This window comes from Bradyrhizobium altum, assembly GCF_020889705.1.
GTDB classification, from domain to species: Bacteria; Pseudomonadota; Alphaproteobacteria; order Rhizobiales; family Xanthobacteraceae; genus Bradyrhizobium; species Bradyrhizobium altum.
Window position 1 is genome coordinate 58,237 of the sequence record NZ_JACMYP010000006.1, and the last position, 24,865, is coordinate 83,101.

25 protein-coding genes are annotated in these 24,865 nt (G+C 65.1%); 16 read left to right on the forward strand and 9 right to left on the reverse strand.

Translation table 11 applies throughout. The annotated features are described in order from the left end of the window. Positions 1 to 6: 6 nt before the first annotated feature. On the reverse strand, positions 7 to 1,815 hold the full coding sequence (locus H8B02_RS03710) for a PHA/PHB synthase family protein (protein WP_229164914.1): 1,809 nt from the start codon (positions 1,813 to 1,815) through the stop codon (positions 7 to 9). Positions 1,816 to 2,109: 294 nt separating this feature from the next. Here H8B02_RS03710 and H8B02_RS03715 point away from each other — a divergent pair, with 294 nt between their 5' ends. The 7 genes from H8B02_RS03715 (at position 2,110) to H8B02_RS03745 (ending at position 10,000) form a co-directional block, all read left to right on the forward strand. Beyond that, positions 2,110 to 2,397: a hypothetical protein gene (locus H8B02_RS03715; protein WP_229164915.1), complete on the forward strand. Its 288-nt coding sequence runs from the start codon at positions 2,110 to 2,112 to the stop codon at positions 2,395 to 2,397. A 215-nt stretch (positions 2,398 to 2,612) separates the two neighbouring features. Further along, positions 2,613 to 3,833: an LL-diaminopimelate aminotransferase gene (locus H8B02_RS03720; RefSeq protein WP_229164916.1), complete on the forward strand. Its 1,221-nt coding sequence runs from the start codon at positions 2,613 to 2,615 to the stop codon at positions 3,831 to 3,833. Between the two features lie 38 nt (positions 3,834 to 3,871). Next, positions 3,872 to 5,191, forward strand: coding sequence for a homoserine dehydrogenase (locus H8B02_RS03725; protein WP_229164917.1), 1,320 nt, complete (start codon positions 3,872 to 3,874; stop codon positions 5,189 to 5,191). Between the two features lie 80 nt (positions 5,192 to 5,271). Next, a complete protein-coding gene (gene glpX, locus H8B02_RS03730) occupies positions 5,272 to 6,270 on the forward strand; it encodes a class II fructose-bisphosphatase (protein WP_229164918.1) in 999 nt (332 codons plus the stop codon). A gap of 184 nt (positions 6,271 to 6,454) precedes the next feature. Continuing rightward, on the forward strand, positions 6,455 to 7,174 hold the full coding sequence (locus H8B02_RS03735; protein ID WP_229164919.1) for a haloacid dehalogenase type II: 720 nt from the start codon (positions 6,455 to 6,457) through the stop codon (positions 7,172 to 7,174). A 153-nt stretch (positions 7,175 to 7,327) separates the two neighbouring features. After that, positions 7,328 to 9,169, forward strand: coding sequence for a single-stranded-DNA-specific exonuclease RecJ (recJ, locus tag H8B02_RS03740; protein WP_229164920.1), 1,842 nt, complete (start codon positions 7,328 to 7,330; stop codon positions 9,167 to 9,169). Between the two features lie 18 nt (positions 9,170 to 9,187). Next, a complete protein-coding gene (locus H8B02_RS03745) occupies positions 9,188 to 10,000 on the forward strand; it encodes an SDR family NAD(P)-dependent oxidoreductase (protein ID WP_229164921.1) in 813 nt (270 codons plus the stop codon). Positions 10,001 to 10,189: 189 nt separating this feature from the next. Here the strand turns inward: H8B02_RS03745 and H8B02_RS03750 are convergent, their stop codons facing one another. Further along, the gene (locus H8B02_RS03750) at positions 10,190 to 11,425 is read right to left on the reverse strand and encodes a lytic murein transglycosylase (protein WP_229164922.1); all 1,236 of its coding nucleotides are present in this window, start codon (positions 11,423 to 11,425) and stop codon (positions 10,190 to 10,192) included. Positions 11,426 to 11,480: 55 nt separating this feature from the next. After that, a complete protein-coding gene (locus tag H8B02_RS03755) occupies positions 11,481 to 12,053 on the reverse strand; it encodes a MarR family winged helix-turn-helix transcriptional regulator (RefSeq protein ID WP_229164923.1) in 573 nt (190 codons plus the stop codon). A gap of 83 nt (positions 12,054 to 12,136) precedes the next feature. Between H8B02_RS03755 and H8B02_RS03760 the strand changes: the two genes are divergently transcribed. The 4 genes from H8B02_RS03760 to H8B02_RS03775 all read left to right on the forward strand — a co-directional run bounded on the left by H8B02_RS03760 (position 12,137) and on the right by H8B02_RS03775 (position 14,790). Continuing rightward, positions 12,137 to 12,616, forward strand: coding sequence for a carboxymuconolactone decarboxylase family protein (locus H8B02_RS03760; protein ID WP_229164924.1), 480 nt, complete (start codon positions 12,137 to 12,139; stop codon positions 12,614 to 12,616). 37 nt (positions 12,617 to 12,653) lie between these two features. Then, on the forward strand, positions 12,654 to 13,160 hold the full coding sequence (locus tag H8B02_RS03765) for a cupin domain-containing protein (protein ID WP_229164925.1): 507 nt from the start codon (positions 12,654 to 12,656) through the stop codon (positions 13,158 to 13,160). Positions 13,161 to 13,355: 195 nt separating this feature from the next. Continuing rightward, positions 13,356 to 14,249, forward strand: coding sequence for a dihydrodipicolinate synthase family protein (locus tag H8B02_RS03770; protein WP_229164926.1), 894 nt, complete (start codon positions 13,356 to 13,358; stop codon positions 14,247 to 14,249). A gap of 118 nt (positions 14,250 to 14,367) precedes the next feature. Continuing rightward, positions 14,368 to 14,790, forward strand: coding sequence for a chorismate mutase (locus tag H8B02_RS03775; protein ID WP_229164927.1), 423 nt, complete (start codon positions 14,368 to 14,370; stop codon positions 14,788 to 14,790). 317 nt (positions 14,791 to 15,107) lie between these two features. On the opposite strand, the gene H8B02_RS03780 is transcribed toward H8B02_RS03775, so the two are convergent. Continuing rightward, positions 15,108 to 16,694, reverse strand: a complete 1,587-nt coding sequence (locus tag H8B02_RS03780) for a M23 family peptidase (protein ID WP_229164928.1) — start codon at positions 16,692 to 16,694, stop codon at positions 15,108 to 15,110. 147 nt (positions 16,695 to 16,841) lie between these two features. Next, the gene (gene efp, locus H8B02_RS03785) at positions 16,842 to 17,408 is read right to left on the reverse strand and encodes an elongation factor P (RefSeq protein ID WP_092125602.1); all 567 of its coding nucleotides are present in this window, start codon (positions 17,406 to 17,408) and stop codon (positions 16,842 to 16,844) included. Between the two features lie 524 nt (positions 17,409 to 17,932). Here efp and epmA point away from each other — a divergent pair. Genes epmA through H8B02_RS03805 form a run of 4 tightly spaced genes read left to right on the forward strand, consistent with a single transcriptional unit; the run spans position 17,933 to position 20,581 of the window. Next, positions 17,933 to 18,985, forward strand: coding sequence for an EF-P lysine aminoacylase EpmA (epmA, locus tag H8B02_RS03790; protein WP_229164929.1), 1,053 nt, complete (start codon positions 17,933 to 17,935; stop codon positions 18,983 to 18,985). After that, entirely contained in the window at positions 18,982 to 20,073 is a 1,092-nt protein-coding gene (locus H8B02_RS03795) for a lysine-2,3-aminomutase-like protein (RefSeq protein WP_229164930.1), read from the forward strand. The genes epmA and H8B02_RS03795 overlap by 4 nt, the downstream gene beginning before the upstream one ends. Further along, complete coding sequence (locus tag H8B02_RS03800) at positions 20,042 to 20,293, forward strand: hypothetical protein (protein WP_229164931.1); 252 nt, start codon at positions 20,042 to 20,044, stop codon at positions 20,291 to 20,293. The genes H8B02_RS03795 and H8B02_RS03800 overlap by 32 nt, the downstream gene beginning before the upstream one ends. A gap of 21 nt (positions 20,294 to 20,314) precedes the next feature. Continuing rightward, positions 20,315 to 20,581, forward strand: a complete 267-nt coding sequence (locus H8B02_RS03805; RefSeq protein WP_229164932.1) for a hypothetical protein — start codon at positions 20,315 to 20,317, stop codon at positions 20,579 to 20,581. Positions 20,582 to 20,716: 135 nt separating this feature from the next. Here H8B02_RS03805 and H8B02_RS03810 read toward each other — a convergent pair whose 3' ends face one another. The 4 genes from H8B02_RS03810 to H8B02_RS03825 all read right to left on the reverse strand — a co-directional run bounded on the left by H8B02_RS03810 (position 20,717) and on the right by H8B02_RS03825 (position 24,333). Then, a complete protein-coding gene (locus tag H8B02_RS03810; protein WP_229164933.1) occupies positions 20,717 to 21,160 on the reverse strand; it encodes a VOC family protein in 444 nt (147 codons plus the stop codon). A gap of 177 nt (positions 21,161 to 21,337) precedes the next feature. Continuing rightward, positions 21,338 to 22,423 carry a 3-deoxy-7-phosphoheptulonate synthase gene (locus H8B02_RS03815; RefSeq protein ID WP_312000594.1) on the reverse strand — a complete coding sequence of 362 codons (1,086 nt, stop codon included), beginning with the start codon at positions 22,421 to 22,423 and terminating at the stop codon, positions 21,338 to 21,340. A 234-nt stretch (positions 22,424 to 22,657) separates the two neighbouring features. After that, positions 22,658 to 23,230, reverse strand: coding sequence for an HdeD family acid-resistance protein (locus H8B02_RS03820; RefSeq protein ID WP_229164934.1), 573 nt, complete (start codon positions 23,228 to 23,230; stop codon positions 22,658 to 22,660). 65 nt (positions 23,231 to 23,295) lie between these two features. Beyond that, positions 23,296 to 24,333: a PrsW family glutamic-type intramembrane protease gene (locus H8B02_RS03825; protein ID WP_229164935.1), complete on the reverse strand. Its 1,038-nt coding sequence runs from the start codon at positions 24,331 to 24,333 to the stop codon at positions 23,296 to 23,298. A gap of 372 nt (positions 24,334 to 24,705) precedes the next feature. On the opposite strand from H8B02_RS03825, the gene H8B02_RS03830 reads away from it, so the two are divergent. Next, positions 24,706 to 24,864 carry a hypothetical protein gene (locus H8B02_RS03830; RefSeq protein ID WP_229164936.1) on the forward strand — a complete coding sequence of 53 codons (159 nt, stop codon included), beginning with the start codon at positions 24,706 to 24,708 and terminating at the stop codon, positions 24,862 to 24,864. The last annotated feature ends 1 nt before the right edge of the window (position 24,865 follow it).

Sequence of the window (24,865 nt, forward strand, 5' to 3'; positions counted from 1 at the left end):
TTGGCGCTACGCGCGGACGCGGACATAGCTGCCCGGAGCGTCCTCGAGCACCGACGCCCCGTTCGAGCCCACAATGCGCGCCGGCACCATCTCCGGATCATGGCTTTCCAGCCAGCCGCGCCAGTCGGGCCACCACGATCCCTTGTGTTCCTCGGCGCCCTTCAGCCAGTCGGCGAGCTTCATGTCCTTGATGTTGTCGTTGGTCCAGTACTGGTACTTCTTCGAGGCCGGCGGATTGACCACGCCGGCGATATGGCCGGAGCCGGACAGCACATATCTCACCGGGCCGCCGAAGAACTGCGAGCCGTAGAGCACCGATTCCGCCGGCGCGATGTGATCCTCGCGTGCCGCGAGGTTGTAGACCGGCACCTTCACCTTCGACAGATCGAGCAGCGTGTTGTCGAGCACCATCGTGCCGGTCGACAGCCGGTTCTCCAGATAGCAGTTGCGCAGATAGTAGGAGTGGTTCGACGAGGGCATCCTCGTCGCGTCCGAATTCCAGTGCAGGAGGTCGAATGAGGAGGGCGACTGGCCCTTCAGATAATTGTTCACGACATACGACCAGATCAGGTCGTTCGAGCGCAGCATGTTGAAGGCCATCGCCATCTTGCTGCCTTCGAGGACGCCGGATTCCTGCATATCGCGTTCCAGCGCCGAGATCTGGTCCTCGTCGACGAACACCAGAAGGTCGCCGGCGTGGGTGAAGTCGACCTGCGCGGCAAAGAACGTCGCCGACGTCACGCGCTGGCGGCGCTTCTCGGCGAGATAGGCGAGCGTCGAGGCGAGCATGGTGCCGCCGACGCAATAGCCGGCGGTGTGCACCTTCATCTCGCCGGTGACCTTCTCGATCACGTCCATCGCCGTGAGCGGGCCTTCGGCCATGTAGTCGGCCCAGGTCTTCTTGCCGAGCTCCTTGTCCGGATTGACCCAGGAGATCACGAACACCGTAATGCCTTGGTCGACGCACCATTTGACGTAGGATTTCTCGGGGCGCAGATCGAGGATGTAGAACTTGTTGATCCATGGCGGCACGATCAGGAGCGGCGTGCGCAGCACGTTCTCCGTCGCCGGCGAATACTGGATCAGCTGCATCAGCTCGTTCTGGTAGATCACCTTGCCCGGCGTCGTCGCCATGTTGACGCCGACCTCAAGGTTGCTCGAATCGGACTGGCGGATCCGCAGCGTGCCGTGGCCGGCCTCGATATCCTCGGCCAGCATCTTCATGCCACGGACCAGATTGTCGCCATTGGTCTCGACGGTGGCGCGCAGCACTTCCGGATTGGTCAGCACGAAATTCGATGGCGCCAGCGCGTTGGTGATCTGCTGGACGTAGAATTCGGCCTTCTTGCGGGTGTGCGGATCGATTCCGTCGGCGTCGTGGACCAGCTGCTGCGCCCATTTCGCGGTCAGCAGATAAAGCTGGAGGATGAAGTCGAAGAACTGATTCGACTTCCACTCCGGATCCTGGAAGCGCTTGTCGCGCGGGGCCGGCGCGATCGCGGGCTTGGCATCGGCTTCGCCGGCCATGCGGCGCACGGCCGATCCCCAGAGATCGAGGTAATCCTTGCCGAGCTGCATCTGCAGCGAGGAGGCGCGCTCCTTGTCAGCCAGCCAGTATTCGGCGATCACGCTGAAGGTCTTGATGACCTCACCGAGCTCGTTCGGCGGCTTGTCGCGGACTTCCCCGGTCTGGCGCGGCTTGAGATAGGCTGCCAGCGCCTGGCCGCTGCTCTCCATCGCCCGCGCGATGTTCATGGCGAAGGCTTCGGCGTTGAATTTCGGGGCGGCTTGGGTGTCGGTACTGACGTTGCTCATCTGAGGGACAATATCGCGTCGTTTGGAGGGCGTCATCGCGCGGTGCGGTAGCGAGAATCGGTCAAAAGCCGATGTTTCGCTCTGTTGCGGTGCGATAAAGAAATCTTTGTTCCGTCATATTGAAGCCTCAGGGGTCGCTTTTGGTGTTCCCGCTTTAAGCGTTTCGGGCGACAATGGTTTGAAACGTCTAAAGCTGGGATTAGATGCAGCGGGGACGCTGCAAGGCTCGTACCAGTGCGACCCGTGTCGGCAATGTGCGACGTGCGCGCTAGCTTGTTGGGGACAATTCGGCGCATGCCGATCGATCGAATGAACAGGGGGCTCGCGGCCGCAGCGCTGCTCGCGTCGATGCTGGCGCTGAGCGGGTGCTCGAGCACGATTGCCGATATGGCCATGCCGGCCGATGCGCCGGCGCGGCCAAAGGATGCCAACGGCTACCTCCCGGTCCACGATATTCCGCCCGATCGCGCCGATCCGACGATCAAGCCGGCGGATCAGGCCAAGATCGAGCAGGAGCTGATTGCCGCACGCGATCGCCAGGCCCAGGCTCAGGCCGCGACGGCAGCCCAAAGCGGGAAGTGAGCGCGCGAGATCGGCCGATCAGCGCTGGCGCCGCCCGGCGGCCGTGCTAAAAGAAACCCAATTCAACCGCAGATCCGGCCGCTGTCCCCAGACCGTGCGCCTGAATTCGCTCTAAATCATTGATTCAGTGCGATTTCTGTAAGAGGCCGAGCCGGCTTCCGCAAGTCAACCAAGGGGGACGATTCTGGCATTGCGGTTGTCGGAGCAAGGGTCCCATGGAAGATTTTTACCGCATTCGCCGTCTGCCGCCTTACGTCTTTGAAAAGGTCAACCAGGCCAAGGCGGCCGCGCGCAATGCCGGGGCCGACATCATCGACATGGGCATGGGGAACCCGGACCTGCCGACCCCGCCCCACGTCATCGAGAAGCTCAAGGAGACGCTGGGCAAGCCGCGGACCGACCGCTACTCGGCCTCGCGTGGCATCAACGGCCTGCGCAAGGCCCAGGCCGCCTATTATGCGCGCCGCTTCGGCGTCAAGCTGAACCCCGATACCCAGGTGGTTGCGACGCTCGGCTCGAAGGAGGGGTTTGCCAACGTTGCGCAGGCGATCACCGCGCCCGGTGACGTCGTGCTGTGCCCGAATCCGAGCTACCCGATCCATGCGTTCGGCTTCCTGATGGCGGGCGGCGTGATCCGCTCGGTGCCGTCGGAGCCGACGCCGCAGTTCTTCGAGGCGGTCGAACGGGCGATCCAGCATTCGATTCCGAAGCCGATCGCGCTGATCGTCTGCTATCCGTCGAATCCGACCGCCTATGTCGCGGACCTCGACTTTTACAAGGATCTCATCGCGTTCGCGAAGAAGCACGACATCTTCATCCTGTCGGATCTCGCCTACGCGGAAGTCTATTTCGACGAGAACAACCCGCCGCCATCAGTGCTGCAGGTACCCGGCGCGCTCGACGTCACCGTCGAATTCACCTCGATGTCGAAGACGTTCTCGATGGCCGGCTGGCGCATGGGCTTTGCGGTCGGCAATGAGCGCATCATCGCGGCACTTGCGCGGGTCAAATCATACCTCGACTACGGCGCCTTCACGCCGGTCCAGGTGGCGGCGACCGCCGCGCTGAACGGTCCCGACGACTGCATCCGCGAGATGCGCGACACCTACCGCAAGCGCCGCGACGCGCTGGTTGAGTCATTTGGCCGCGCCGGCTGGGACATTCCGCCGCCGCAGGCCTCGATGTTCGCCTGGGCGCCCCTGCCCAAGGCATTCGAGGCGGTCGGCAGCATGCAGTTCGCCACCCTGATGGTGGAGAAATCCGGCGTCGTGGTGTCGCCCGGCGTCGCATTCGGCGAGCATGGCGAAGGCTATGTCCGTATTGCGATGGTGGAGAACGAGCAGCGCATCCGGCAGGCCGCGCGCGGCGTGCGCCGCTTCCTTGAAAGCGGCATCGAAACGTTGCACAACGTCGTTCCTCTCGCCAACCGGCGCTAATCCTTCCAGGTTGCTTAATCTCCAGGTCCCTTAAATCCATGGTCGCACCCCTGAACGTGGGCATAGCGGGGCTCGGCACCGTCGGTGCCGATGTCGTCCGCCTCATCGAAACGCAAGGACGGGCGCTGGCCGAGCGCAGCGGCCGCGGCATCCGCGTCGTCGCGGTCACCGCGCGCTCGAAAGCCAAGAAGCGCGGCCTCGACCTGCGCGGCATCGCCTGGGCGAAGAGTCCACAGGCGTTGGCCGAAGATCCCAATATCGACTGCTTCGTCGAGTTGATGGGCGGCGCCGGCGATCCCGCGCTCTCCGCGATCGAGACCGCGCTGAAGGCAGGCAAGTCGGTCGTGACCGCCAACAAGGCGCTGATCGCCAAGCACGGGCTGCGGCTTGCCGCCGCCGCCGAGAAGCACGGCGGCGCGTTGAACTTCGAGGCGGCGGTCGGTGCGGCGATCCCGGTCATCAAGACGCTGCGCGAGGGCCTCGCCGGCACCAGCGTCAACCGCGTCTACGGCATCCTCAACGGCACCTGCAATTACATCCTGACCCGGATGGAGCAGGAGGGTTTGTCGTTCGAGGAATGCCTGAAGGATGCCCAGCGGCTCGGCTACGCCGAAGCCAACCCGTCGTTCGACGTCGATGGTCACGACACCGCGCAGAAGCTTGCGATCCTGGCGAGCCTCGCTTTCGGAACCAAGGTCGCCGAAAGCGCGGTCTATGTCGAAGGCATCTCCTCGATCACGCCGGAAGACCTCAAGGCCGCCGCGGAACTCGGCTACCGCGTCAAGCTGCTCGGCGTCGCCGTGCGCACCGCAAAGGGCATTGAGCAGCGCGTGCATCCGACCATGGTGCCGAAATCATCCTCGATCGCGCAGGTGATGGGCGTCACCAACGCGGTGGCGATCGACGGCGAGGGAATTCCGCCGATCACGCTGGTCGGCCCCGGCGCCGGCGGCGGTGCGACCGCCTCGGCCGTGGTCGCCGACATCGCCGACGTCGCCCGCGGCATTCGTGCCAAGCCGTTCGGGCGTCCGGTGGAGCGGTTGCGCGACACCTCCAAGGCGCCGATGGAACGCCATGAGGGTGGTTACTATATCCGCCTGATGGCGCGCGATCTTGCAGGCACTGCCGCAACAATCGCCACCCGGCTCGCGGAACAGAAGATATCTCTGGAGTCCATCGTGCAACGGCATCCGGATGGCGTCGATGTGAACGGTGCGGCCAAAAAACCTTCACCGGTCCCGGTCATTCTGATTACCTACGCGACCAGCGAGGATGCGGTGCATCGTGCGCTGGCCGCGGTGCAACGCGATAAGGTCATCAGCGGCCGGCCGCAGGTGATCCGGATCGAGAAAAACTAACGCATGACCTGAACGGGTCGGGCGTGAGACGATTGATGCGGGCAGGCTGGCCTGTCCCCCGAGGCTTAAGGAGTACGCCGATGTCGACCCATATTTCCGTTCCGCCGCAGATGCTGCTCGAGCGCATCCTGACGCTCGAAATCGTGCGCGTGACGGAGCGCGCAGCGGTGTCGGCCGCCCGGCTGCGCGGCCACGGCCAGGAGAAGGCCGCCGACAAGGCCGCGGTCGACGCGATGCGGCGCGAGCTCAACAAGCTGCCGATCGAGGGCACCGTCGTGATCGGCGAGGGCGAGCGCGACGAGGCGCCGATGCTGTTCATCGGCGAGAAGGTCGGCCTCAACGCCGGCCCGAAAGTTGATATCGCCGTCGACCCGCTCGAAGGCACCACGCTGTGCGCCAAGAACATGCCCGGCTCGATCGCCACCATGGCGATGGCCGATGGCGGCACGCTGCTGCACGCGCCTGACGTCTACATGCAGAAGATCGCGATCGGTCCGGGCTACGCCAAGAACGTGATCGAACTCGACGCGCCGCCGGCCGACAACGTCCGCCGGCTCGCCAAGGCCAAGGGCGTCGACCCGACCGCCATCAACGTGCTGGTGCTCGACCGTCCGCGCCATGCCGACATCATCAACAGCGTGCGCTCGACCGGCGCTGCCGTGCAGCTGATCACCGACGGTGACGTCGCCGGCGTCATTCACTGCGCCAAGCCCGATGAGACCGGTGTCGACATGTATATCGGCACCGGCGGCGCGCCCGAGGGCGTGCTGGCAGCGGTCGCGCTGCGCTGCATCGGCGGCCAGATGCAGTGCCGCCTGATCCTCGACACCGAGGAGAAGCGCGCGCGGGCCCACAAGATGGGCGTCACCGATCCGAAGATGATCTACGGCATCGAGGATCTGGCGAGGGGCGACTGCCTGTTTGCCGCCACCGGCGTCACCACCGGCTCGCTGCTTTCAGGCGTGAAGTTCAAGAAGGACGTGATCGAGACCGAGACGGTCGTGATGCGCTCGGTCACCGGCACCGTGCGCTACATCAAGGCCGAACACCGCCAGCTGGAGAAGTTCCACCTGGACTGAGACGAGCCCAACAGTGGTCGTCATTCCGGGGCGCGCGAAGCGCGAGCCCGCAATCCATAACCACGACAATGAGTATGGATTCCCCGATGCGCAATTGCGCATCTGAGGCCTGCGCCAAGCGGCGCATCCCGGAATGACGAAGAGAGAGTAACGCGATCAAGAACAACAAAAGCGGGAGGCACTCATGTCCGATCTTTCCGGCGTCAAGGCACTGGTGTTCGACGTGTTCGGAACCGTGGTCGACTGGCGCACCAGCCTGATCAACGACTTCACCAAATGGGGCGAGACGCGTGGCATCAAGGCCGACTGGACCGCGCTGGTCGATGGCTGGCGCGCGGTCTACGCGGCCTCGATGGACGAGGTGCGCAAGAACCCGCAGAACGGCTATGTCATCCTCGACGCCCTGCACCGCCGCTCGCTGGAGAAGCTGGTCGCGCAGTTCGACGTCAAGGGCCTCACCGAGACCGACCTTCAGCACCTCACGCTGGGCTGGCATCGCCTGCACGGGTGGCCCGACAGCGTCGCCGGGCTGACCCGGCTGAAGACCAAATACATCATCTCGCCGCTGTCGAACGGCAACGTCGCGCTGCTCACCAACATGGCGAAGTTCGCAGGTCTCCCCTGGGACCTCGTGATGTCGGCCGAGCTGTTCGAGCACTACAAGCCCGATCCGGAAACCTATCTCGGCGCGGCAAAACTGCTCTGCCTGCCGCCGGAGCAGGTGATGATGGTGGCCGCGCATAATTACGATCTCAAGCACGCGCAGAAGCACGGCCTGAAGACGGCGTTCGTCGCGCGGCCGACCGAATACGGTCCGTTGCAGAAAGTCGATTTCGAGGCCACCTGCGCGTGGGACATCGTGGCCAAGGATTTCGGGGAAATCGCCAGCCGGATGGGTTGCTAGAACTGGTCTGCTCGTCATCGAAGCGTTACGATTCCTTCCTGGAGGGTCGGTTCTGATTGGGCAGAACCGAAGCCCTGGACTTGTTTTGACGCGCTTTCGTCACGCGAACCGCTGCCCATTTCGCTCGAAAACGCTCTGGCTCCAGAAGGGATCATGACGCTGCACGCATCCGCACTGCCCGTCGAGGTGCCACAGGCGTTCCTCGGCGTGACGCGGTCGCTGACCGGAAAACTCTGGCGCGACCGGCTGGATGCGCGCGGGGCGGCGCGGGCGCTCGCGATCGTGCAGCGGCACAATCTGCCGGAAATGCTGGCGCGGGTGCTGGCCGGCCGCGGCGTCGCGATCGACGAGGTGGCCGACTTCCTCGACCCGACCATCCGCAAGCTGATGCCGGACCCGCACACGGTCACCGAGATGGAGACCGCTGCCAAGCGGATCGCGGACGCCGCGGTGCACGGCGAGAAGGTCGCGATCTTCGGCGACTACGACGTCGACGGCGCGACTTCGGCGGCGTTGCTGACCTGGCATTTGCGCCATTGCGGACTGGACCCGTTGATCCACATTCCCGACCGCATCTTCGAAGGCTACGGGCCGAACGTCGACGCCGTCCGCGCGCTGGCGGCGAAGGGCGCGACGCTGCTCGTCACGGTCGATTGCGGCACCACCAGCATAGAGCCGCTGGCGGAAGCCAAGAAGCTCGGCATGTCGGTCGTGGTGATCGATCATCACCAGACCGGCGACGAGTTACCCGAGGTCGATGCGCTGGTGAATCCGAACCGGCCCGACGATCTCTCTGGTCTTGGCCATCTCGCGGCCGTCGGCCTTGTGCTGGTGACGTTGGTGGCGGTGAACCGCGAGCTACGCCAGCGCGGCTTCTGGACGGGCGAGATGCCGGAGCCCGATCTGCTCAGCGTGCTGCATCATGTCGCGCTCGGCACCGTCGCCGACGTCGCGCCGCTGATCGGGCTCAACCGGGCCTTTGTCGCAAAAGGTCTGATTGCGATGCGCCGCCGCGACCATGTCGGCCACACCGCGCTGATGGATGTGGCGCGGCTCAATGGTCCGCCGGAGGCCTGGCATCTCGGCTTCATGCTGGGGCCGCGCATCAACGCCGGCGGCCGTATCGGGCGCGCCGATCTCGGCGTGCGGCTGCTGCTCGAAGGCGACGTTTCGGAGGCCGCGCGGATCGCGGCCGAGCTCGATCGCCTCAATGCCGAACGGCGGGTGATCGAGCAGGCGGCCGAGGCGCAGGCCGAAGCCGAAGCGCTGGCCTCGCTCGGCCTCGAGGACAAGGGCGCGGTGATCGTCACAGCGGCGGAAGGCTGGCATCCCGGCGTGGTCGGGCTGGTCGCAGCGCGGCTGAAGGAGAAGTTCGCGCGGCCGGCCTTTGCGATCGCGCTCGAGCCAGGCGGCATCGGCACCGGATCGGGCCGCTCGATCGGCGGCGTGGATATCGGCAAGGCCGTGCGGCAGGCGGTGCATGACGGCCTGTTGATGAAAGGCGGCGGGCACGCAATGGCAGCCGGCGTCACGCTGCGCAAGGAGAAGCTCGCCGAATTCCGCGCCTACATGGAGAGCGCGCTGGCGGCCGACGTCGCCAACTCGCGTCACGAGAACGAGCTGTTCATCGATGGCGCCGTCACTGCGCGCGCGGTGACGCCGGAATTCGCCGCGACGCTCAATCGCGCAGGACCGTTCGGTGCCGCCAATCCCGAGCCGGTGATCGCGCTGCCGTCGCATCAGCTGGTCTATGCCGACGAGGTCGGGCAGGCGCATCTGCGGCTGCGCTTCAAGTCCGGCGACGGTTCCATCGTCAACGGTATCGCATTCCGCTCGGTCGGACAGAAGCTCGGCAGCGCCTTGACGCAAAATCGCGGCCAGCAATTGCACGTGGCGGGCTCTCTTGCAGTCGACCGTTGGCAAGGCACCGAACGTGTGCAATTCCGTGTGCTCGACGTCGCGGTACCGGATCAGGGCCCGACGGTGATCAAATAAGAAACGTTGGGAGTGGACATGGCAGGACAGGTTGAAGGCAAGGTCGCGCTGGTGACCGGCGGCGCGTCGGGTATCGGCGAGGCGATCGTCGAATTGTTCGCGCAGGAAGGCGCGACGGTTGTTGCGACCGACATCGACGAGTTGAGGGGACCCGAGCTCGCCGCGCGGCTCAAGAAGGCTGGTCGCGAGGTGATTTTCCTGCCGCAGGACGTCACCAGCGAGGAGCGCTGGATCGAGGTCATCGCTGACATCGGCAAGCGCTATGGCCGCCTCGATATCATGGTCTCCAACGCCGGCATCGGCATCGGGGCGCCTTCGATTGTCGAGATGTCGCTCGCAGACTGGCGCCGGCAAACCGCCATCAATCTCGACGGCGTATTCCTGTCGGTGAAGCATTCGCTGCCGCTGATGCGCAAGCATGGCGGCGGCTCGATCATCATGATGTCGTCGCTGGCCGGCCTGCGCGGTGCGGCGACGCTCTCCGGCTACAGCGCGACCAAAGGCGCGGTGCGGCTGTTCGCCAAGTCGATCGCGATGGAATGCGCGCAGGTCAACGACGGCATCCGTGTCAACTCCGTGCATCCCGGCATCATCGACACGCCGATCTGGGGCAAGATCCCGACAGGCGCGACGGGCGCCGGCCAGAACGCACCGATCGATCCGGAAGAGCGCGCAAGGTTCGCCACGCCGCTCGGCCGCGCCGGCCAGGCGATCGAGATTGCGCAGGGCGTGCTCTATCTCGCCTCCGATGGGTCGCGCTACGTGACCGGCACCGAGCTCGTGATCGACGGCGGCATGAATGCCGGCGGCGTGGTGCGGCAACCGAAATAGTCTCCGTCATTGCGAGGAGTTGAGCGGCGCATTTGCATCCCAACCGTCGTCGTCCCTGCGAAAGCAGGGACCCATACTCCGCGGCCGATGTTGTGAACGGGACTTGTCGTTCCAGCGGTGTGCAACAATCATCATCTGTGGTTATGGGTCCCTGGTTTCGCAGGGACGACACGGAGTACGTGCTGCTCGCTAGCCACCTTGCCGTAACCGCGCCAGCACCTTGAGTCCGCCGTAACCGTCGGCGGGCAACAGGCCGGTCTTGGTCTGGAAATCCTTGATCGCCTGCATGGTGTCGTTGCCGACGCGGCCGTCGGTGCCGCCGGTGTCGAAGCCGGCCTTGGTCAGCCGCGTCTGCATCTCCTGCACCTCGGCGAGCGTCAGCGCGCGCTCCGAGCCCGGGAACGGCTGGATGAAGGGCGGCCCGCCGAGACAGCGGTCGCCGAGATGGCAGATCGCCAGCGCGTAGTTCATCGACGGATTGTAGCTCTTCACCGAATTGAAGTTCGGGCCGAGCAGGAAGGCGGGGCCGCCCGCGACCGGGATCCAGAGCTGCGCCGACGCGTTCGGTTGCGGAAACGGCTGGCCGTCGGCTCTGACGACGCCGGCGCTGGCCCAGGCTGCATAGGTGCGGCTGCCGCCGGCGCCGCCGCCCGGTGCATGAACCTCGTAGCCCCAGTGCTCGCCGCGGTGCCACTTGCCGCGATTGACGAGATATTTCGCGGTCGAGCCGAGCGCGTCGTCCGGGCGGCCGAACGGCGAGACCTTGCCGTCGCCGTCATAGTCGAACCCGACATTGAGCCAGACTTCCGGCATCCACTGCGAATGGCCCATCGCGCCGGCCCAGGAGCCGTTCATCTCCTGCGGCGTGCTCCAGCCGCGCTGCACGATCTTCATCGCGTTGATCAGCTCGGTCTCCCAATAGGCCTTGCGGCGCGGCTCGTTCCAGGCGAGCGCCGCAAGCGAGGGAAACACCGGCGTCATGTGGTTCTGCTGCACCAGCGGATCGCCATAGGCTGATTCAACGCCCCACAGCGCGAGCAGCGTGCCGCGCTCGACGCCGAAGTCGCGCTCGATCCGCGCGAACAGCGCCTCGTTCTTCTTCAGCGCCTCGCGGCCGTGGATGACCCGCCAGTCCGAGACGCGGCGGTTAATGTACTGCCAGATCTGCTCGTGGAATTCAGGCTGGTTGCGCATCTGCTTGAACACGCTCATGTCGGGCTCGACCCGTCCCATGCAGCGATTCCAGGTCGCCTCCGAAATGCCCTTTGCCAGTGCGCGGGCGCGAAAATTGTCGCGCCATTGGTCGAAGCCTGGAGGCGCGGCCGCCAGTGCGCCGAGCGGAGTGCCGAGGGTCACGCCTGCCGTAAGCGCCGCCTTCAGGACGGCACGGCGGGCAGGGGATTTCAAAGAATCAGGCTGTTTCATCGGGCCAGTGTAGCGGCGCCGATCGGGTGAGCCAAAAGCCACGCCGCCGCAGGAGCTATGTATCTTGCAAATCTGTGGCGATTTTTGACAGCCATTGCCGGACCACCTGTTCCGACTTGGCGTCGAGGCCGGCGGCGAGCCGCCGCTCCTGGGCCTGGGCGATATGCCGGCATTTCTCCAGGAGCGCGGTTCCATGGCTGGTCAGCGTCCACTGCAGCACCCGGCCGTGGACAGGATGCGGCGTCTTGCGGATCGCGCCGTCGCGCTCGAGGTTGCGGATGATCACGCTGACGGTCTGCGGCGTCAGGAATGCCACCCGGGCCAGATCGGCACCCGAGAGGCCCGGATAGGCTTTCAGCATCGTCAGCACGACGAATTGGGGAGAGGTGACGCCGAGGCCTGCCAGCTCGCGCTCCATCGACAGCCGCGAGGCCGCATTCGCCTGGCGCAGCAGGTAGGCGAGATAGCCCTGTTCGCCGCGCTTGCCTTCGCCGGGCGGCGGGACGGCAGAGGCGGGCAGCGCGTCTGCGGCCGATCCCGCACCGATCGCAACCTTGCCGGCCGCCGCTTTCCCCGCCGGGCGCCGCCCGGCTGCGCCGGATTTCCCTCGTTTCTGCATTCCCGCCATGTTGCCTTCGCGAATGTCTGCGTCTTGCTCAATATCAGAGCTCTGATATTGTATCAGTACACTGATAACATGAGGCCAAGCCAATGTCACATGCCCGCAAGGAATACGCCGACTTCGAGAAGCTCGCCCCCGATGTCTTCGCCGTCGTGCGTGACCTCGGCCAGTTCGCGGCGAAGGCCGGTCTCGACAAGCAGCTGCTCGAACTGGTCAAGCTGCGCGCCTCGCAGATCAACGGCTGCGCCTTCTGCGTGCAGTATCACATCCTGCAAGGCGAGAACCTCGGCGTCCCCGTCGACAAGCTAAACCTCGTCGTGGTGTGGCGCGAGGTGCCGCAGTTCTCGGCCCGCGAGCGCGCGGCGCTGGCCTGGACCGAAGCGCTGACGACCCTGCCGAACGGCGTCAGCGACGAGGTCTATGCGGAGGCAACCGCTGAATTCTCCGAAAAGGAGCTGACCTACCTGACCTCGGCGATCGCTTCGATCAATGTCTGGAACCGGTTCGGTGCTGCCTATCGCTGGACGCCGCCGGCGCGCCGGCAGCGGGCGGCCGCAGCGGCTTCGTGAGGCGGAACGAACGGCAATTGACAGGGGAGACCAACCGATGAGCTCGATGGCGATGACACCATCTCTTTCGTTCGCGCGGCCGCCGCGGCCGGTCTTGCTGGCCGTGATCGCGGGACTGGCTTCGGCCTTCGTGATCGGCAAGGCGCTGCCGACCCCGATGGACGCGATCTCCGCGGTGATCGCGCCGCTCTGCGCGAGCGCCAATGCGGCGTCGCCGCTCGACAAGGTCGAGGTCATCACCTCGCATGCGCTGCCGAACGTGGCGGGCAAGCGCGTCACCGTCGTGCGCGTGTTCTATGGTCCCGGCGGCTTCACGCCGCCGCACCGCCATTCCGGCTCGGTGACGGCCTACATCACCAAGGGCGAGATCCGTTCCCAGCTCGGCGGTGGGCCGGTCGAGACCTTCAAGGTCGGCCAATCCTTCTTCGAGCCGCCGGGCTCGACCCACATGGTCTCGGCCAATGCGAGCACCACGGAGCCGGCGGAACTGATCGCGGTGTTCGTCGCCGATGAGGGCGCGCAGCTGACCACGATGCTGGAATAGCCGCCGGCAATTCCGATCGACGCCGGCCCAATTCCGCAGATCGCACGCGCCGTCAAGCACTGGACCAGTTTGCCGTGAAGTCCGCAGCAAACTGGACCTTGCAAGCGGAATTGGGCGCGGCGATTGATGGCGCGGCGGTGACGACCGCAATGCGATCGCGCTGCTCGCGCGGCGGTCAACGAACAGGAGCAACCGATGGTCAATCTCAAGGGGCTTTCCGCCTTCCCGATCACGCCCTCGAACAGAGATGGGCAGGTCGATGCGGCGGCGCTTCGCACATTGCTGGAGCCTCTGATCGCGGCGAAAGTGGATTCGATCGGTCTGCTCGGAAGCACCGGCTCATACCCGTATTTCAGCCGCGATGAGCGGCGGCGTGCCGTGCAGGCGGCGGCCGCCCTCGCAGAGGGCAAGACGCCGATCCTGGTTGGCGTCGGTGCGCTGCGCACCGATGATGCGGTGAAGCTGGCGCAGGATGCGCGCGATGCCGGCGCGGCGGCAGGCCTGCTGGCGCCGGTGTCCTATACGCCGCTGACCGATGATGAGGTGTTCGAGCATTTTCAAACGGTGGCGCGTGAAAGCGGATTGCCGATCTGCATCTACGACAATCCGGGCACCACGCATTTTCGATTCACTCCGGCTCTGATCGGCCGCTTGAGTCACGTTGCGGGAATCCTGGCGGTGAAGAGTCCCGCGCTGGACGCTTCCACACTGTCGGGCCATATCGCTGAATTGCGCGCCGTCGTGCCGAACGGCTTCTCGTTGGGGTACAGTGCCGACTGGAATTGCACCGAGGCGCTGCTGGCGGGTGGCGAGACCTGGTACAGCGTTCTCGCAGGAATTTTCCCCAAGGTCTGCGTCGACATCGTCCGTGCCGTGGCAAGTGGCGATGCCGCCAGGGCGCGGCAGCTCGACGCGCGGCTGCAACCGGTCTGGCAACTGTTCAAGACATTCTCCAGCCTGCGGGTCGCCTACGCGATCGCCAATCTCAGAGGGATCTGTGCGGCCGAGCCTCCGCGTCCGATCCTGCCGTTGCCCCCGGACGCCCAGAAGCAGGTCGGTGAGGTGTTGGCCGGAATGGAGATCGGCTGATCGCATCGATGCGGTTCGCGATGGAATTCGCGGTCGCTCCGTCGCCATCGCGACTTCCATCGGCGCGCAAAATCGGCTTAACAATCGCCCGTCATGCTCGCTGACTGGGAGGCGTTCGATGCGATTGCCGGTGGTTCTGTTGACGCTTCTGATCCCTGCGGTGGCGTGGGCCGAGGAGCCTGCGACCAACGCGCCGGCGTTGTGGGGCAGTCCCACCGTCGACAACGGCGCCTGCTGCAAGACGCTTGGCGAGGTGCGCAGCAACATCGACCGGCTCGACCGCGAGATCGTGCGCCTGATGGCCGAGCGCGGCCGCTACGTCCATGAAGCCGCCCGCTTCAAGGCCAACCCCGCGCAGGTCGAGGCGCCCGAGCGCGCCGAGGCGGTGGTGAAGAAGGCGATGGCGCTTGCGGAAGCGGACGGGCTGTCGCCCAAGGTTGCGGAAGCCGCCTATCGCGCCATGGTGCGCGCCTTCATCGACTACGAGCAGGGCATCTTCGCGGACGCCGCGGCACGCGGCGATGCGCCCTGGAAGAAATAGGCGGACGCGTTTGCCGAGCGGCGCGTCGCGCTCGTGATCGGCAATTCGGCCTATCGCAACACGGTGCAGCTTCCCAATCCGCGCAATGTCGCGACCGATGTGGCGCGGAGCGCCATGGCCCCGGGGGCGAGCGGCATTTGCACGATTTCGGAATAATGGAATAATGCCGCTGATTTGCCCGACGTGTCAAGTTGTCGTGTCGAACGACGGCAGCCGCCGGCTACTTTGCATGGGGTTGTTTTCGATATTTTGGCAGTGCGCCCCGGACCGGTGTCCATCCCGCATCAAGTGCGGGACAGGCTTCGCTCGACCACGTCCTAATTGCCGCCGCCTTCCTGGGTATCGATGCGATGCACGACGTCGTCGGGCAGGGCATGGGCCACCGCGGCGGCAGGTCCGGGCTCCGGGCCGATCTCGCGGCCGCGGCCGCGGATCAGCCGCTCATAGGCCGACACCAGCGTGGTGTAGGGATTGACCCAGAGCCAGCCGTCGCGCGTGAACACCTGCACGTCGAAATGCAGATGCCGCGACGTGCCGTTGGGATGGTCGAGATAGTTCGAGACCACGCCGATCTTCTCGCCCTCGCTGAGGTGGCGTCCATTGAGCAGGCCGTCGGCATCCATCACGGACGGGTTCATGTGCATGTAGCGGAAACGGACATGCTCGGTGCTTGTGTTGACCTGCAATGTCGCGGCCTGCTGCTGCACCGAGCGGATCACGATACTGTCGCGCACCGCGACGACCGCCCGCTGCCTGGGGTCGCAACCGTCCTTGCTGTCGGCCGGACACGCGCCCGGCCTGATATCCTGGCCCTGATGGCCGTAGCCGCTGGTGCATTGGCCGACCTCGAAGCTGCGCGCTTCGCAGAAATTGTCCTGCCAGGGATACTCGTCGACTGTCGCGCGCGCCTTGCGCCTGGCGAAGGATTGCGAATGCGCGAAGGCCGGCGCTTTCTCCAGCGGAAAGCGGATCTGCGAGTACACCGTGAAGTCGGCGTGGCCACCCTGCTGCCTGCGGCCGCTGCTGCCCGCGACGATGTCGCCGCTCGGGCGGTAGGTGAAATCAGCCGATTGAGCGATCGGCCGCTCGGCGACGTCGGAGGCGACGTCGCTGCGCGGCCGCGACGGTTGGCCGCCGGCGATGCGCAACGCCTTCAGGAAGCGCTCGGCCACCGGATAGGCCTCGCGGCACGCGAGCCGCTTCGGCCGCGGCGCGCTGTCGAGGCACTGGATCGAGACGACATAGGGAATCCCGAAGCGGGTGAAGGCGTAGCGCACATAGCCTTCGCGGATGAAGCGGCGGAGGTCCGGAAGCTGCGCGGCCAGCGTCTTGACCGGTTCGCCCTTGCCGCCGAGCCGGTCGGCGAGGTCGTAGACCAGGATCGAGCCCGAGATCTGCACCTCGACCGGCTTGGCAAAGGTCCGCGGCGGCATGCCGTCGCCGGCGCCCGGGTCGAGCGAGAACACCGCGTCATAGCCGGACGCACCGGCATGGAAGACATCGGCCGCGCGGAAGTCGGCCTGGTAGCGCGCGACCGGCAGGCTGTCCGGTGCGCCGTTCTGTCGTGCGTCGAGATAGCTTGCGGGGTCGAAAGGCAGCAGCACCGGGATCGGGCTCTGCGCAATGCCGGGGAAGAGCGGCGATGTCACCGCATTCAGCTGCACCAGCGCGGGCGTCGCGCGCGGATCGGTGGCCGGGATGCGGCGTTGTCCGGCAAACGTGAAGCTGGAGGCAATGGCCGGGCGGGTGGTGATCTCTTGCCGGAGTTGGTCGAGCACCGAGCGCCATTCGACCCGCATGGCCGAGATCGAAGGCGTCCGGAATTCGTCGGCATGAGCGCCGGGAGGAGGCAAGAGCAGGGCTGCCAGCCAGCAACTGAAGAAGCTGACGACCTTCCTGTTCACTGCACTCCCCGGCTCATGTCTGATCGCGAGAGATTAGAGCAAGTTCCGGAAAAGTGTGTAGCAGTTTCCGGAAAGTTTGAGGCTAAACAACAGCCTGATGAGCGATGATGGTTCATTACGACTGTCACCGCACCGCTCAATCCTTGCTCAATCCTTGGCGCGTTCGACGTAGGAGCCGTCCTCGGTCATCACGACGATGCGTGTGCCGGTGGAAACGTGCGGCGGCACGCCGGTGCGGATGCCGTTCGACAGCATCGCGGGCTTGTACGACGACGAGGCGGTCTGGCCCTTGGTGACGGGCTCGGTCTCCACCACTTCCAGCGTCACGCGCTGGGGCAGCTGGATCGCGACCGGATTGCCGTCGTGCATCGACAGCTTCACGGTCATGTTCTCCTGCAAATACGGCGCAGACGAGCCGACGATCTCCTTGGAGACCTGGACCTGGTCGTAATTGTCGTTGTTCATGAAGTGGAAGCCGTCGGCGTCCTCGTAGAGGTAGTTGTAGTTGTGATCCTCGACGGTAGCCTTCTCGACCTGGTCAGTGGTCTTGTAACGCTCCGACACCTTCACGCCGTCGCCGATGCGGCGCATTTCGATCTGGCTGACGGGGGTGCCCTTGCCGGGATGAATGTTTTCGGCGGAGAGGACCACATAGAGCTTGCCATCCTGCTCGATGATGTTGCCCTTGCGGATGGAACTGGCGATGACTTTCAAAGGTGTTTTCCTGAATTTGAGAAGCGGGGGCGCAAACCGGACCGGCAGCCCCTCGGCCGTGGCGGCGATTTCGGGCTGCAACATACTGATTTGTCCCTGAGATGCCAGTCTTTTGCGGCCGAATTCGGCAGTTTGCCAACCGCCGGCAACAGCCCTCGGGGGGCCGCTAACGAGGGTCCTTGCCGGGGATTTTTCGAGCCTTCTCGTTATGTTCGGCAAGGCTTGGGGGAACCGAGAATGTCCCTGTTTGCAGGACGTAGAGGCCTCGACCAGCCGACCGCGGCACCATCGTGCTTCCGCGGAACTGGCGATGGGACGCGCGAGCCGGTGTTCAGGTTCAGCCGCGGCGACGCATGGACAATGCCGGCATCTTTCGACAAGAAGGGAGTCGCTTCGCCGCGTTCCGCTGCGACCAAGACCGTGTCGACCATGTATTTGTATGGAATCAAGGATTTGCGCCCGGCTCTTAAATCGGGGCGGTGGCTTGTTGATGTTGAATCCGCAACCGTTGGATCGGCCGACCGATGACCGCGCTTGACCAGCCCTCGCCCTGGTGGACGCCGTCACGCTACGCTGATCGCAGGCCATTCCTGCGGGCGCGCACCGCGATCACGCAGGCGCTCCGGGCGTGGTTCGAGGAGCAAGGCTTTGCCGAGGTCGAGACCGCCATCCTGCAGATATCGCCGGGCAACGAGACGCATCTGCACGCCCCGCGTACCGAACTCAGGCAAGCCGATGGCACAGCTGCGCCACGCTATCTGCGCACCTCGCCCGAGTTCGCCTGCAAGAAGCTGCTCGCGGCCGGCGAGCCCAGGATCTACGAGTTCGCGCGGGTGTTCCGCGATCGCGAGCGCGGCGACCTGCATTTGCCCGAATTCACCATGCTGGAATGGTACCGCGCCAATGCCGGTTACGACGCCATCATGGCCGACACGATCGTCGTCATCGCCCATGCCGCGCAGGCGACCGGGATCGGGCGGTTTTCCTTCCGTGGCAAGATCGCCGATCCCTTTGCCGAGCCGGAGCTGCTGACGGTTGCCGCAGGTTTCGAGCGCTTCGCCGGCATCGACCTGCTGGCGACGATCTCGGGCGGCGAGGGCAATCGCGAGGCGCTGGCGTCAGCCGCGCGAGAGCGGGTGCGGATCGCGGACGACGACACCTGGTCGGACATCTTCAGTAAGGTGCTGGTCGAGCATGTCGAGCCCAACCTCGGACAGGGCCGCCTGACGGTGCTGTTCGAGTACCCGTCGCCGGAGGCCGCGCTGGCGCGCACCAAGGCGGGTGAGCCACTCGTCGCCGAGCGCTTCGAGGTCTATGCCTGCGGGGTCGAGCTCGCCAACGGCTTTGGCGAGTTGACCGATGCGACCGAGCAGCGCCATCGTTTCACCGCAGCCATGGACGAGAAGGCCCGCCGTTACGGCGAGCGCTATCCGCTGGACGACGATTTCCTTGCCGCCGTTGGCCAGATGCCCGAGGCGAGCGGCGTCGCACTCGGCTTCGACCGGCTGGTGATGCTGGCGAGCGGCGCGCCACGAATTGACCAGGTGGTCTGGACGCCGCCTGCAGGAGAGCCATGAACAGCATCGATCCGAAATGGGCGGCGACGCTGCGCCAGCCGCGCGAGCTGGCTGATGCCGGCCTCGTGCCGGTCGCAGCCCTTGCCGACCTCGAACAGGTGGCTGCGCGCTACGCGGTCGCGGTGACGCCGGAGCTCGCGGCGCTGATCGATCCGGCCGATTCCGCCGATCCGATCGCGCGGCAGTTCATCCCGAGCGCTGACGAGCTCGTGGAGCAGCCGGGCGAGAACGCCGATCCGATCGGCGACGATGCGCATTCGCCGGTCGCCGGCATCGTGCATCGCTATCCGGACCGGGTGTTGTTCAAGCTCGTCCATGTCTGCGCGGTCTATTGCCGGTTCTGTTTCCGGCGCGAAATGGTCGGGCCGGGCAAGGCCTCGGCCTTGTCCGACGATGCCTATCGCGGGGCACTGGAGTACATCCGTACCCATCAAGAAGTCTGGGAAGTCATCCTGACCGGCGGCGATCCCTTGATGCTATCGTCGCGCAGGCTGTCCGACATCATGGCCGATCTCGCTGGCATCGATCATGTGAAGATCATCCGCCTTCACAGCCGCGTTCCCATCGCCGATCCCGAACGCATCAATTCCGAGATGGTCGCGGCGCTGCGGGTCGACGGGGCGACGACCTGGATCGCAATCCACGCCAACCATCCGCGCGAGCTGGGCGCCAATGCCCGCGCCGCGTGCGCGCGCCTTGCCGACGCCGGCATCCCATTGGTCAGCCAGTCCGTCCTGTTGCGCGGCGTCAATGACGATGCTGCGACGCTCGCGGCGCTGATGCGCGCCTTCGTCGAGTGCCGGATCAAGCCCTATTATCTGCATCACGGCGACCTCGCGCCCGGCACCGCGCATTTGCGCACCACGATCGAAGCCGGGCAGGAATTGATGCGGACGTTGCGCGGGCGCGTTTCCGGACTGTGCCAGCCGGATTACGTGCTCGACATCCCCGGGGGCTACGGCAAGGCGCCGATCGGCCCGACCTATTTGTCGCAGCCGGCTTCCCGCGAAGGTGAGGATCCGGTGGAGCGGCGGTACCGTATCGTCGATTATTGCGGTGACGTTCATCTTTATCCGCCGCAATCCTAAGGCGGTCATGAGCGGGCCCGGGGACGGACGGCAGCCGCCGCCTGAGGACGAGGGCAGCCGCGGCATCGAAAATGCTGTGATGTTCGACTTCTTTGTGGTGCTGGTCGCCGCGGGAATCTGGCTCCTTGGCACGATGGCCGATATACGGAAGGTACAGGATTGCGCAGCGCAGGGGCGGCGCAACTGTGCTACCGTCGAGTTGCCGGAACGGGCGCGATAGGTTGAGAAGCGGAGACGCGAGATGCGAAAGACTGTTTTGTTGATGGCTCTGATGTTGGTTGCGGTCGGAGCGCCCCAGGTTGGAACGTCCCAGGCTTGGGCGCAGCAACAGGGCGGATCGTCCTCCATGCAGAAGAACGCGCCGCTGCCGGAGGCGCCGGTCGGGCATCGTCAGCCACGCCGCGGCGACGTTGGCAACGAGAAGAATATCAGCGACCCGAACAGCCAGGCAAACAAGGAAGACGCTGCGCTCGACAAGAAGATCAAGAGCATCTGCCGCGGCTGCTAGGTCGGCAGCGACGCTGGCGCGGTGCCGGCTTTCGTATCAACGGTCACGCCGCATAGGGGGCGAGGATTCCCCGTGCGGAGATTCGTAAGTGGCAAAATCCGCACCCCAAAATCCGCACCCAGTGCAGCCAGAGCGCTAGCCGTATTTGAGCGTAGTGCTCTGTCCCACCTCGATAAGATAACCGTCAGGGTCGCGGATGTAGCAGCGCCACTCGCCGTATTTCTCTAACGGCTCGGTGATGAAATCGGCTCCTCGACTTTTCCACAGTCGGTAGCACGCTTGAATGTCCGCAACGCGGATATTCAGGAAACTGTTGATGTGGTTCGGGTCTGGAACGCTGAGCGATACCGTCGGCTTGTCCGGTGTCGGTCCGCCCCCGACGTTCAAAATCATCCAGATATTTGCGAGCTGAAGATACCCTGGCGCGTTGCCGTCTCCGAGGCTCAGAATGCGTGCGTCGAATACCTTTTCGTAGTAGCGAGCCGATCGCTCGATGTCGGCAACGGTGAGAAATTGCGCGATGCTGATCCCCTCCTGTGGGGGCATCTCGTAGCTCTTCTGCTCGACGGTTACGGCCATTGGGAACTCCTTTTCCGATCCAGAGCCCCGCGGCCATTAAACACCCTAAACCCGTCGTATGGCACCCCAATTGTGCGCCTCGCGCTCGAACGGCTACCAACTCGCCAATGTCTCGGAGAGCTAGCGGAGCGCGATCTGGTGCGCACCGCTAGCAAGCACTCAATCCGTTCGACCGTCTCAGGCCGAACGCTCCTGCAGGCCATCACGCCGCACGCTGCGCCTCGCGTCGACGGCATCGGCCAGCTGCATCAGCACGTCAGCCGTCGTCGCGAGGTCGATGCAGCCGTCCGTGATGCTCTGGCCATAGGTCAGCGGCTTGCCCGGCACGACGTCCTGGCGTCCCGCGACAAGGTTGCTCTCGATCATCACGCCGATGATGCGCTGTTCGCCGCTTGCGACCTGCTGTGCGATGTCAGCGGCAACCAGCGGCTGGTTCTCCGGCTTCTTGCTGCTGTTGGCGTGGCTGGTGTCGATCATCAGCCGCGGCGCGACACCGGCGTGGCCGAGCTCGGCGGCGGCCGCATCGACGCTCGCTGCGTCATAGTTCGGCACCCGGCCGCCGCGCAGGATGACGTGGCAGTCTTCGTTGCCGCCGGTCGCGGCGATCGCCGATCGGCCGCCTTTGGTGACCGCCATGAAGTGATGCGGGTGCGACGCCGATTTCACCGCGTCCGCCGCGATCCGCACGCCACCGTCGGTGCTGTTCTTGAAGCCGACCGGGCACGACAGGCCGGACGCCAGCTCGCGATGGATCTGGCTCTCGGTGGTGCGCGCGCCGATCGCGGCCCACGAGACCAGATCGGCGATGTATTGCGGCGTCGTCATGTCGAGGAATTCGGTGCCGGCGGGCAGGCCGAGATTGTTCACGGCCGATAGCACGTTGCGTGCAAGGCGCAGGCCCTTGTTGATGTCGAAGCTGCTGTCGAGATCGGGATCGTTGATCAGTCCCTTCCAGCCCACGGTGGTGCGCGGCTTCTCGAAATAGACCCGCATCACGATCTCGAGGCGGTCGGCGAGCTGTTCGCGCAGGTTGGCGAGACGCCCGGCGTAATCGACGGCCGCCGCGGGATCGTGGATGGAGCAGGGGCCGACGACGACCAGCAGGCGGTCATCGGTGCCGTTGAGGATCGCGTGGATGGCGTTGCGGGCGCCCATCACAACGCGGGTCGCCGTCAGGGTGCGCGGGACCTCCCGCATCACCTCTTCGGGCCTACTGAGCTCTTTTAGTTCCTTGATGCGAAGATCGTCTGTCGTACTCAACACGGCTGGCTCCTTTGGAGTTCGGGACCTGCCGGCACACAAAAAAGCCGCCAGGTCTGGCGGCTTGTTTTGGACGTTTGCTGCAATTCTTCAGATTGAGCGCGATCCTCCTGCCGCCAGCGAGCTGTCGTAGCTAAAGTACCAAAAATAGCTGGTGGCGACGGTGATCATGGCGGCTCTATACCCGACGGATATCGGCCTGTCACCCCCCAAAGCCGCAGGCGAGCCGGTCCGCCGTCAGGTGTTGCGCGCCGCCAACGCCATACCTATCAGGGTCGCCCCGCCGAACATCAGGTTGAGGCCGACCAGGAGGCCGATCGCCCAGCCCGCCGACTCCGGCAGGCCCGCGATGATGAAGAAGGCGACGACGACATCCATCAGGCCGGCGATCAGGAGCCAGGACCAGCGTCCCGACAATTCGCGGCGGTGCTCCAGCGCATACATGATGGTGGCGACGCCCTCGGCGACGAAATAGGCGCCGATGACAATGGTCAGCGTCAGCACGCCCTGCATCGGGCGGGCGAGCAACACCATGCCGGCCAGCACGGCGAGCGCGGCCGAGATCAGCGACCACCAGAAACCCGGCATGTTGCGCGCCCAGAAGGTCACGATCAGCCCGCCGATGCCTGAGATCAGGAACATCCAGCCGAGGAAGATGGTGACGGCGAGGCTCGCGAATGTCGGCACGATCATCGCCGCGATGCCGAGGATCACGAGCAGGATGCCTTCGAACAGGAACGCCTTCCAGTGTTGCTTGACCGCGGCCTGCATCTCCGATCGCAGTCTGTCGAGATCGTTGGACAGGGTCATCGCGGCTCTCCAAATCTGCAACCGTAAAGTCTGCAACCGTAAAGTCTGCGAGCGTGTGGCGTATCCTAGCTCTGGCCCGGCGCGGACGGAAAGCCCTCCGCGGCGGTCCGCATCCGGTTGCGGCCGAGGAAATAGACCGTGGTGGTCGCGATCAGCAGCGCCAGTCCGATCAGGATCGAGGTGAAGCCGATCGGGACCAGGATGAACGAGGCATTGCGCTCGGGATTGACGTACCAGTGGTGCAGCGAGGTGAGCAGGAAGGAGACCCCGGCAAAGCCGGTGCCGCCGCCGACCAGCAGCAGCGCCCACATCCGCCGCAGTTGGCTCAGCCGCTCGCGCGCGACATCAGTGCGCGGCGCATGATGCCTGCCGAGGCGGCGCACCAGGCGGATCGCAAAGCCGATCGAGGAGAAGCCGATCAGCACGCTGGCCGAGCCGAGCAGCAGCCGCGTGGTCGAGCTGAGATCGGGAATGCGCTGGAGCGCGAGCAGCGGAAAATCGAACGCCGCGTGCAACGCGACCGGTGCGACCAGTACCAGCGACCAGTTGGTGATGCGCGCCCAGTCGCGGTGGCCCCGGTAGGCGCCGAGCGCGCCGCCGGAGCGCGCGATCGCAAGGTAGGCGCCGGCGATGATGCCGAGCGCACCATGGAACGGCACGGTGAGCACGCTGCGCAACGCCGCGAGCGCGCGCCACATGTCCTTGTGCTGAACCAGATAGGCGAGGTTCTCATAGGCGGCAAAGCCAAGTCCGGCAGCCGCGCCATAGACCACCGTATCCATCGGATCGGCGAAGGCGCGGCGGCGCGTCGAGATGGCGACGATGACGAGAACCTTGACGATCTCCTCCGGCGCCGCGACGCCGAACAGCGCGCGCACTGCCTGCGTCGCCCAGGGATTGTCGGGAATGGCGAGCAGCGCGTTGAAGGGAATTCGCGCGAGGCCAAGCAGCGAGATGCTGGCCGCGCCGAGCACGAAGGCGAGCCAAACCTGTACCGGTGGTCCGGGGCGCTCGTCGGCGGCAATCACCAGCCACAGTACCAGCAGCGCAGGTGCGATGGCGGCGGCGCCAATCACAGTCGGAAGCGACTCAAGCAACAACATGAGCCGGACGGCTCCCTTAATGGCACCAAAGCGATGCGTGCTGAAGAAATGGCAGCAAGTTCAGCGGATTGCAAATCGGGCAATCGGGGAATCCTCCCGGCTGACGCCGTTCTCGTGTCCAATATGCCACGGTTGCCGGCGAAAGCGCGGTGCGGGCCTCGATCAGCCCAAAGCAGAGGGCGACGACCGGCTGTCGGGCAGTTCCTTGGCAGCCAAACGCCCCCGTGCGGCGTTCCAGGCGCAGCGCCTCGGTACCCGAACTGTGCTCGGATGACGATTGTCGGTCCAGTAAGCTTGCTTTGATGTTGCGAGCCGCGCGGCGATGGCGTGTCGGAGCGAGATGGGAGGCACATCGACAAGGTGGCTCACGGCATGACGAGGTCGCTGAGCCGCAGATCGGGCGAACTTCACGGCGAGTGGCCGTGGCACGACGTGGCGGCGGCAAGTTTCGGCACCGCGTCGCTTTCCATGGGCTATAATGCCGCGGGCAAAGCGACTGATCCGGTAAAAGCCAAAGATGTCTTCGATTGAT

What these genes read in the sequence shown, in the direction of transcription:
- H8B02_RS03710 (WP_229164914.1), bottom strand. Translation starts at nt 1,815, where the DNA reads ATGAGCAACGTCAGTACCGACACCCAAGCCGCCCCGAAATTCAACGCC.
- H8B02_RS03715 (WP_229164915.1), top strand. Translation starts at nt 2,110, where the DNA reads ATGCCGATCGATCGAATGAACAGGGGGCTCGCGGCCGCAGCGCTGCTC.
- H8B02_RS03720 (WP_229164916.1), top strand. Translation starts at nt 2,613, where the DNA reads ATGGAAGATTTTTACCGCATTCGCCGTCTGCCGCCTTACGTCTTTGAA.
- H8B02_RS03725 (WP_229164917.1), top strand. Translation starts at nt 3,872, where the DNA reads ATGGTCGCACCCCTGAACGTGGGCATAGCGGGGCTCGGCACCGTCGGT.
- glpX (WP_229164918.1), top strand. Translation starts at nt 5,272, where the DNA reads ATGTCGACCCATATTTCCGTTCCGCCGCAGATGCTGCTCGAGCGCATC.
- H8B02_RS03735 (WP_229164919.1), top strand. Translation starts at nt 6,455, where the DNA reads ATGTCCGATCTTTCCGGCGTCAAGGCACTGGTGTTCGACGTGTTCGGA.
- recJ (WP_229164920.1), top strand. Translation starts at nt 7,328, where the DNA reads ATGACGCTGCACGCATCCGCACTGCCCGTCGAGGTGCCACAGGCGTTC.
- H8B02_RS03745 (WP_229164921.1), top strand. Translation starts at nt 9,188, where the DNA reads ATGGCAGGACAGGTTGAAGGCAAGGTCGCGCTGGTGACCGGCGGCGCG.
- H8B02_RS03750 (WP_229164922.1), bottom strand. Translation starts at nt 11,425, where the DNA reads ATGAAACAGCCTGATTCTTTGAAATCCCCTGCCCGCCGTGCCGTCCTG.
- H8B02_RS03755 (WP_229164923.1), bottom strand. Translation starts at nt 12,053, where the DNA reads ATGGCGGGAATGCAGAAACGAGGGAAATCCGGCGCAGCCGGGCGGCGC.
- H8B02_RS03760 (WP_229164924.1), top strand. Translation starts at nt 12,137, where the DNA reads ATGTCACATGCCCGCAAGGAATACGCCGACTTCGAGAAGCTCGCCCCC.
- H8B02_RS03765 (WP_229164925.1), top strand. Translation starts at nt 12,654, where the DNA reads ATGAGCTCGATGGCGATGACACCATCTCTTTCGTTCGCGCGGCCGCCG.
- H8B02_RS03770 (WP_229164926.1), top strand. Translation starts at nt 13,356, where the DNA reads ATGGTCAATCTCAAGGGGCTTTCCGCCTTCCCGATCACGCCCTCGAAC.
- H8B02_RS03775 (WP_229164927.1), top strand. Translation starts at nt 14,368, where the DNA reads ATGCGATTGCCGGTGGTTCTGTTGACGCTTCTGATCCCTGCGGTGGCG.
- epmA (WP_229164929.1), top strand. Translation starts at nt 17,933, where the DNA reads ATGACCGCGCTTGACCAGCCCTCGCCCTGGTGGACGCCGTCACGCTAC.
- H8B02_RS03795 (WP_229164930.1), top strand. Translation starts at nt 18,982, where the DNA reads ATGAACAGCATCGATCCGAAATGGGCGGCGACGCTGCGCCAGCCGCGC.
- H8B02_RS03805 (WP_229164932.1), top strand. Translation starts at nt 20,315, where the DNA reads ATGCGAAAGACTGTTTTGTTGATGGCTCTGATGTTGGTTGCGGTCGGA.
- H8B02_RS03810 (WP_229164933.1), bottom strand. Translation starts at nt 21,160, where the DNA reads ATGGCCGTAACCGTCGAGCAGAAGAGCTACGAGATGCCCCCACAGGAG.
- H8B02_RS03820 (WP_229164934.1), bottom strand. Translation starts at nt 23,230, where the DNA reads ATGACCCTGTCCAACGATCTCGACAGACTGCGATCGGAGATGCAGGCC.
- H8B02_RS03825 (WP_229164935.1), bottom strand. Translation starts at nt 24,333, where the DNA reads ATGTTGTTGCTTGAGTCGCTTCCGACTGTGATTGGCGCCGCCGCCATC.
- H8B02_RS03830 (WP_229164936.1), top strand. Translation starts at nt 24,706, where the DNA reads ATGACGAGGTCGCTGAGCCGCAGATCGGGCGAACTTCACGGCGAGTGG.